Source organism: Natronobacillus azotifigens, from assembly GCF_026805325.1.
Lineage (GTDB): Bacteria > Bacillota > Bacilli > Bacillales > Amphibacillaceae > Natronobacillus > Natronobacillus azotifigens.
On the sequence record NZ_JAPRAT010000051.1, the window covers coordinates 1 to 7,048 of the forward strand.

Genomic DNA, 7,048 nt, shown 5'->3' on the forward strand with positions numbered 1-7,048 from the left:
TAGCTGTTTCAAATTCTTGAATCTACGTCATTTAGTGCTAAAGCTCGAACGAGGAGGAATTCGTTCTGTAGGTTGGGAAGTAGAAGGGTGGCTAGTTGGTGGTATGGGATTTGGTTTTTTAATTGTTTGAAAATTTCAGTATGGCCACAACTTTCCACAGTAACCATCCGTAGCTTCCTTATTGATAATGGTATCTGGTGCTGTAAAGAGGCAAACGTCTCTTTACACATTGGATACCTTTTTACGTTGTAATTGTTTGAACATGTATTTCGTTCTATCCTCGATAATAAAGCAAAAGTCAACGTGCGGTTTTTAATTCGAAGGGCAAATGATGAATAGGAACATAACAAGGCAAATCGTAGTTTTCCTAAAATTTATGAATCAGACCGGATACTAATAATGGGTTGACAGTGAAATGTCATACTGTTATAGTAACCTATAACAGTATGACGGAAAAATAAGGAGGAGTCATAATGATTCAATGCAAAAATCTTTCTTTTGGTTATAGAAAACAACCGGTCTATGAAACATTTAATTGGGAACTTCCATTAGAAAGTGGAAGTATTTATGGGTTGCTTGGTCCTAATGGAGCGGGGAAAACCACACTTTTTCGAATGTTAACCGGATTAATTTTTCAAAGAGAGGGAGCGATTTCGGTATTAGGGTTTGAACCGAAAAAACGGGAAGAAAGCTTTTATAAAAAAATTACGTACATTTCAGAGGATTTACAGTGTCCCGATATGAGTCCGCTTGACTATATAAATATTTGTGGACCTCTTTATCCAAACTTCTCAAAAGAATTGTTTCATGATTTATGTGAAAAGTTCGAAATCGATGCAGAGAAAGGTTTCTCACACTATAGTAGCGGAGATCTTCGAAAGGCGTGGCTTTGTATTGTTCTGTCCTGTCAAACAGAAATCGTTTTTCTAGATGAGCCTTCGAAAGGGTTAGATATTAATGCTCAGGCTGTTTTGCGAAAGGTATTAGCTCAATCTGCCGATGCTGGATCGAGAATTATCTTATCTACCCATCATGTCCGTGAGGTGGAAGGCTTACTGGATCATGTCACAATTATTGATCGCGGGGGAAAGTTACGTCTGAATTCTAGTGTTACTGGTTTGAGTGAGGAATTTTCATTGGTTCATTGTCTAACAAAAGAACAACTCCCAGCTGACGCTTTATCGTATCAAAGAACAACTTCAGGTTGGACAGCGCTTATGCGTCAACCAGCAGAGGAAGAAGAGGACATTTCATTAGAACTTTTATTTACTGGACTATGCAAAAAAGCGGAGGTTCCTGCTAATGAATAGAAAAGGCATCCGTGCAAAAGATATGTTTCGATTTTTGTCAGTGGGGAGGTTTTATTGGAGACTTGCTATTCTTCCATTAATAGGTGCAATACTTTTATATGGGAGTTACGTATTGACTCATGGGGAAGAGGTTCTGCCAATTTCTTTTCCAGCGACTTTTTTAACCAGCTATTTCACTACGATTTGGTTTATTGGTACCACGCTAAGAGACAGAACCATTTCCATTATGCCACTGCTTCAATTGTTACCAATAAACAAGACGAAAAAACAATGTTGGCTCTATTTAAGAAGTGCGTGGCTTCCAGGACTCTTGCTTCTTTTAGGCGCAATGATTACCCCAGAATTTGGGCATATCTTTCGCTTAGAGTGGTTGCTTTTGTTTTTGCCATACATGATAGCTGTCGTTATCTTATTAGGTATTCTTCACTGGAAAGGCTCTTTTGTCGTAGTTGATACGGAAACTTTTTTAGGAAGTCTTACTTCACGTGATCAAACGATCTTGTCACTTATTACGTTTACTCTTGGGGTAAGTCCTATTATTTATGATTTCTTTTCTGTACCATTAAAGGTGATCACCACTGCTTTTCTATTTATAGTAGCATTTGTTTATGGGAGATCTTCACTTCATGCGTTTCAAATTGATGGTGATTGGATGAAGAATAACAAGGATGAAAAAGTAAGGAAAAAGAGAGGTTTTAGTTTCATTAACAAGCGAAAAAGTTCCTCTGTTCGTTATTTTTATTATCTTGAATGGAGCGTGATACAAAGACCGCTGTTGTTTTATTTACTAAATTTTGGTATCGTTCTCTTTGTTGTTCTCATTTATTATGCGTTAGGAGGTTTGTTCTCTTTTCAAAATGATGTTTCAATTTTTGAACGAGGGTTGATCGTTAGTCTGTTAGTGACGTATAGTACATTCCTTATCCATCATCCAATATTACCATCCTTTGCTTTAGATGAGACTGATATGCTTCTTCCACTCAATCAAAGGAAAAAGTCAATCGTCCACACAATGAATCAGATATTTAGGCCATCGGTTTATACAATATTAAATAGCATTGCAATCACGGTATTGATAATTTTTATTCATTTGGGACTATCGTTAATCATACAACAACCTCAACTCTCCCAAGGAAAATTCCTATGGAATGTCTTTTCCGGTGTGTGGATAACTATCGTTTTTTCCATTATGTTGTACAGTCTCCTTGACTTTCTCTTGCTATCTATGATGGTATTTATGCAGACGTTAAGGCGCTTTAAGCTTTCTCTCTTGATTTATCATGCATCATTATTCTTTTATGTGACGCCGCTTTTTTTAATATCTTTTTTACATCAAGAGAAAATTTTAAGCATGGATACTTACATTGATTACTCAGCTATACCGATGTATGTCGCAATCTTTATCCTTGCTAGAATCGGTCTCCATTTTGTTCTGAAAAAGGTGCAGGTGATTTCCAGATGAAACATGAATTTAAAGAAGCGTTAACAATCTATAAGCAAATTGCTTTAAACATCGAAACCTTGATTCTTGAAGGAGTAGTAAAGCCGGGAGATCGTCTTTCCTCTCTTCGCGAAAGTGCCATGGAAATGGAGGTTAATGTGAATACGATTATGCGCGCCTATAATTTGCTTGAAGAAGAAGGTATATTGTCAAAAAAGCGAGGGCTTGGTTTTTTTGTGAGTGAAGAGGCGCGCTCTATCATTCAAAAAAAGCAAAGAGAGGCATTTTATCAATATACCGTTCCAGAGCTTGCGAAAACACTTGCTCATCTTGAGATTGATGTGGAAGATTTAGTGGAAGCTTTGAACAAACAAAACAAGAAAGGAATCTAGGGGGGACGTTTGAATTGGTTCCCCCTCGCTTTTATTAAAACACGTACTTGTGGTGGCTTTTAAGAGGGTCTTTCTCTTATTAAAGCCCCCTTTCTTTGTAACTTAGAAACGCTAAAATGTTGAATGGTGAAAAAACATGAAACAGGTTTAGTTATGTCGAGCTCAGAAACTCTCCTGCTTCTTTTCGTATTCTTTAGTGTAGGATTCGTAGATACGCTCATCTTTATTATCTGTTCCTACAATAGAATAGGTTGCACTAGGTAGAATATCGCTTGCTTGGATATATTTGATGATGAGAGCAATTCTCTCTTCTATATCAAATTCCGAGCGATTCGGCTGTTTAACATGAAGCGATATACGTGGATAATAGCGCTCTTCTGTAAATGAGTCTTGTTGAGGGACATAAGCTTCTAATAATTGATCATAATAAGCTGGGTCGTTGAATTTACCTTGATTATAATCAGCAGAAATAGCTTGATACAGGGCGATTTTCTCTTCTTCCTCTTCAAAATAATAAGAAGTTAGGGCATTAATGAAGATTGTTTCAATCGAGACATGTTGATCGAATGTTTTTAGTTGATCAAAAGCTTCTTGGTATTTTTCCGTATAAATATGTCGGACAAGGTATTCACCTAAATCGCCTAATCCTAATCCAGCTTGTGGTGCATTATCAATATTTATATTCGTGATTTCTAGTGGATCACCACTGATGAAAACAACAGCATCAAAAGAAAATTCAGGTTCTCCTACCGTTTGAACCGGTACAACAATACGTGAATCATTAAGCAAGGGAAGACCAGTGTCCCAACCGAATTTCATCTTATTTACATTTGGTTCAATCTCTAAGTGATAAGTCTCCTTACCTTGCCGAACAATTTCTTCATAAATCATCTCTTTATTTTGTTCATCTCGGATGAATGTTCTTGACTCTTTAGATGCACAACCTAATAAGAATAGTATAACAAACAGAAAAACTATATTTTTCCTCATCTCCAACCCCCCAATAACTTAAAAGCATATCATGTTAGTTCAGTGAAGTCTTGGATCTTTTCTCCTAAAAAATTTAATTCAAAAGAATAAAACGCGAAAAAAGAACTAGTTGAACATGGGCTTTATTTTCAAATAGCTAAGGAAGGAATAACTTAAAAAAGAAATCAAATAATGTGGTAGAATTACCGGATAAGTCAGATGGGACATATTGAAAATGTTCCATCGGAAAAAAGAGAATAAAACAGTAAATATATGACTTAATACTATTCGTTTGATTAAGAGCGACGGTGATATAATACGTTCCTTGATTCCAACACAAGAATGAGAGTTCCTGATTAACGTTGCTTCCCGTACTTTTTGCTACTAGTGCTAAAATTCTGCCAAAATAATCCTGTTTTTCATTCGGTGTATATAAAACCAATCTTATTTCCTATTTACGGAAAAAAGTCTATCGAATAACATAAGTAAATAAAAGGTAATGGATAGGGTTTAATGTAATAAGCCGTAAAGGAGAATCGAAAGGAAAAAGAACGTTCTTTAGAGAGCTACAATGATCAGGTCATCCATTAAGTTGTGATCATACGCTGATATTATAATCAAGTGAGGGTAATCCAATGAAACAGTTAAATGCCGAACGATTACGTGATACAATGGAAGCAAGAGTTAAGCATTACCAAGGCTATCGAGAACAATTTGAAAAACTTCGCCAATCCTTTGAAGAAATCGTTGGCTTAGATGGTTTTGAAGGACGAGGAGCTACGGCGATTAAAGGCTTTTATCGAGGACAAATGGATGTGATTGATGCGTGGTATCGTTTGATCGATCATCAAATCGCTTTCTTCGAAGGAGTCTCCGGTACGTTATCTGATTTTGACTTGGGTGGGCAAACAAAGGTAGATACCCAGTTTTTACATGAAGACCTTGCCCAGCGTGAAATCCAAGCAGATGAAATGGTCAGTGATCAACAACAAACATTAGAACAGATCTTTAGTGAGATCGAAGACATTATGACCCTCCGTCCGTTTTCAAGAGATGCATTTGACCGCCAAATGAGTGATTTGCATCAGAAGCGGGTAGAAACGATGGAGGCGGTCGAGGATATCGATACGATCTTAACCGAAGAGTATGCGTCTTCTTTAGTCGAACAAAAATTTATGGAGACCTTATTTGATGAACTCCTGCAAGCAACGAGGCAAGGTGACAATGTGTCAACGCTCTACTTTGATGCCAATGCTTATCACAACAGTGAGGTCTACAAAAATATTGAGAATGCAGAAACCTACACCGCCGAATATCTCGCCCACAAACAAGAACAAGCCCATGCAAGAGAATTGCAAGACCGTGCGTGGTATGAAGTCCTCTGGGATGGAACGAAAACCTTTGTCGGTGAAGCAACCGGCTATTACGACTCGATTCGCGCCACCACAGGGGTCGATCCGGTCACCGGCGTTGAATATACTGCTGGTCAACGCATCGCGTATGCAGGTCTAGCCGCTGCTGGCTTTATCCCGTTTGTCGGTTGGGCAGGCCGAGCGATCAAAGGTGGCAGAGGGATATATGCGACTACCAAAGGTGTCAAGGCGGTTAACACGAGTCTCGATATCTATAAGACAGCTAATGCTTTCTCCGCGGTTCAGAAAGTAGAGATGGGAATCTATGGTCTGGCCGCCGCTAATGGTTTCTCTGAGTATATCACCGGAACAGATATCTTTGGGAATGAACTCACTGCCGAACAGCGCAGTGCTAGTTTAACTCAAGGGGTTGTGGCCAGTCTGCCATTTGCGCCAAGTGCTGTTAGCCAAGGGACATATATTAGTAGACAAGCGATGAATAAAATCAAAAACATGAACCTAACTGGCGGTTCCAACAACATGATACGGTCATTCGCTGAGAACCAAAGTGGCTTACAAAAATGGCTCGGCAACCGTCAAGTCCAGCCTGCCTTGGCAGGCCATGTTCCGGAAGTACCGATGCGTGTGATGGATCAGAGACATATCAACAAGAAGTTGGATGTTGTTTATTCGAAGCGTGTGGGTAGTGGGAATGTTGGTAAGGGTACGGGTAAAGATATAGTTACATCTAATAAAGGTAATAAATATGATATCACTCCTATGCCAAATCATAGTACTACAACATCCGTTCCTAATCCTAATAAAGGTATTCCAAGTGGTTCGGTTGATATTTTGGATAAAAAGACAGGTCAAATAAAAACAAGAAGGTATCATGATATTGAAGGTAGGGCTTTAAGGGATGTTGACTTCACAAACCATGGAAATCCGAAACTACATCCAGAATGGCCTCATGAGCACATTTTTGAATGGAATAAGTCTGGAAATTTTAGAAGGAGATAGGTGCTTGTAATGGAATTAAAAGAGTTTAAAGATAGAATTTTAATGGGTGAAGAATTTCAATTTTATTTTAAAGATGAAAGTTTTTGGATTAGTCAAAACGAAAATGGGTATTATTTGACAAGAGAGCAAGACGGATACTCCCAATCCTTTAAGTCTGTTGATGATTTATTTCGATTAGGAATAATACAAGGTAAGACATTAGAAGAAATTTTTGATGTCATAGATATTTAGTATTTGTGGGCGGTTATCTTTTAAAGATAACCGTCTTTTTAATGGCTCTATTATATATGTTGGGGTATGAAAAAATTCAAGCAAAATAAAACACGCAAGCTCCTATATCCTTTACACTTGAATTAACTAGAAACAAATCAAAGGGATAGGAGATGCGTGTATATTATGAGAAGATTAGTCAGAATAGAATAGTTCATTTTTAATGCAGAGAATATGAATAACCTCTGTAAGACTTATGACAAAATGCCTTTCAAGTTTTTTTATGGGAGATTACACCAGCGTTGCACAAAAAATACATGATAAGCTATCTGAAATATAGATCGATCCTTAGTA

General features: G+C 37.7%; 6 protein-coding genes. 5 read left to right on the forward strand and 1 reads right to left on the reverse strand.

Going from position 1 to position 7,048, the window contains the following annotated elements; genetic code table 11:
• Window positions 1-473 precede the first annotated feature (473 nt).
• The 3 genes from OWO01_RS15650 to OWO01_RS15660 are packed head-to-tail and all read left to right on the forward strand — an operon-like array spanning window position 474 to window position 3,143.
• Window positions 474-1,310 (forward strand): ATP-binding cassette domain-containing protein, encoded by an 837-nt coding sequence (locus tag OWO01_RS15650; protein WP_268781406.1) that lies wholly within the window; start codon window positions 474-476, stop codon window positions 1,308-1,310.
• On the forward strand, window positions 1,303-2,772 hold the full coding sequence (locus tag OWO01_RS15655; RefSeq protein WP_268781407.1) for a hypothetical protein: 1,470 nt from the start codon (window positions 1,303-1,305) through the stop codon (window positions 2,770-2,772). The genes OWO01_RS15650 and OWO01_RS15655 overlap by 8 nt, the downstream gene beginning before the upstream one ends.
• The gene (locus OWO01_RS15660) at window positions 2,769-3,143 is read left to right on the forward strand and encodes a GntR family transcriptional regulator (protein ID WP_268781408.1); all 375 of its coding nucleotides are present in this window, start codon (window positions 2,769-2,771) and stop codon (window positions 3,141-3,143) included. Before OWO01_RS15655 ends, OWO01_RS15660 begins: the two co-directional genes overlap by 4 nt.
• 162 nt (window positions 3,144-3,305) lie before the next feature.
• Here OWO01_RS15660 and OWO01_RS15665 read toward each other — a convergent pair whose 3' ends face one another.
• Entirely contained in the window at window positions 3,306-4,133 is an 828-nt protein-coding gene (locus tag OWO01_RS15665; RefSeq protein ID WP_268781409.1) for a hypothetical protein, read from the reverse strand.
• A gap of 614 nt (window positions 4,134-4,747) precedes the next feature.
• Between OWO01_RS15665 and OWO01_RS15670 the strand changes: the two genes are divergently transcribed.
• Both OWO01_RS15670 and OWO01_RS15675 read left to right on the forward strand, forming a co-directional pair.
• Window positions 4,748-6,484: a ribonuclease YeeF family protein gene (locus OWO01_RS15670; protein ID WP_268781410.1), complete on the forward strand. Its 1,737-nt coding sequence runs from the start codon at window positions 4,748-4,750 to the stop codon at window positions 6,482-6,484.
• A gap of 9 nt (window positions 6,485-6,493) precedes the next feature.
• A complete protein-coding gene (locus OWO01_RS15675) occupies window positions 6,494-6,715 on the forward strand; it encodes a hypothetical protein (protein WP_268781411.1) in 222 nt (73 codons plus the stop codon).
• The last annotated feature ends 333 nt before the right edge of the window (window positions 6,716-7,048 follow it).

Coding starts and splice junctions, on each gene's coding strand:
- OWO01_RS15650 (WP_268781406.1), top strand. CDS start 474: ATGATTCAATGCAAAAATCTTTCTTTTGGTTATAGAAAACAACCGGTC.
- OWO01_RS15655 (WP_268781407.1), top strand. CDS start 1,303: ATGAATAGAAAAGGCATCCGTGCAAAAGATATGTTTCGATTTTTGTCA.
- OWO01_RS15660 (WP_268781408.1), top strand. CDS start 2,769: ATGAAACATGAATTTAAAGAAGCGTTAACAATCTATAAGCAAATTGCT.
- OWO01_RS15665 (WP_268781409.1), bottom strand. CDS start 4,133: ATGAGGAAAAATATAGTTTTTCTGTTTGTTATACTATTCTTATTAGGT.
- OWO01_RS15670 (WP_268781410.1), top strand. CDS start 4,748: ATGAAACAGTTAAATGCCGAACGATTACGTGATACAATGGAAGCAAGA.
- OWO01_RS15675 (WP_268781411.1), top strand. CDS start 6,494: ATGGAATTAAAAGAGTTTAAAGATAGAATTTTAATGGGTGAAGAATTT.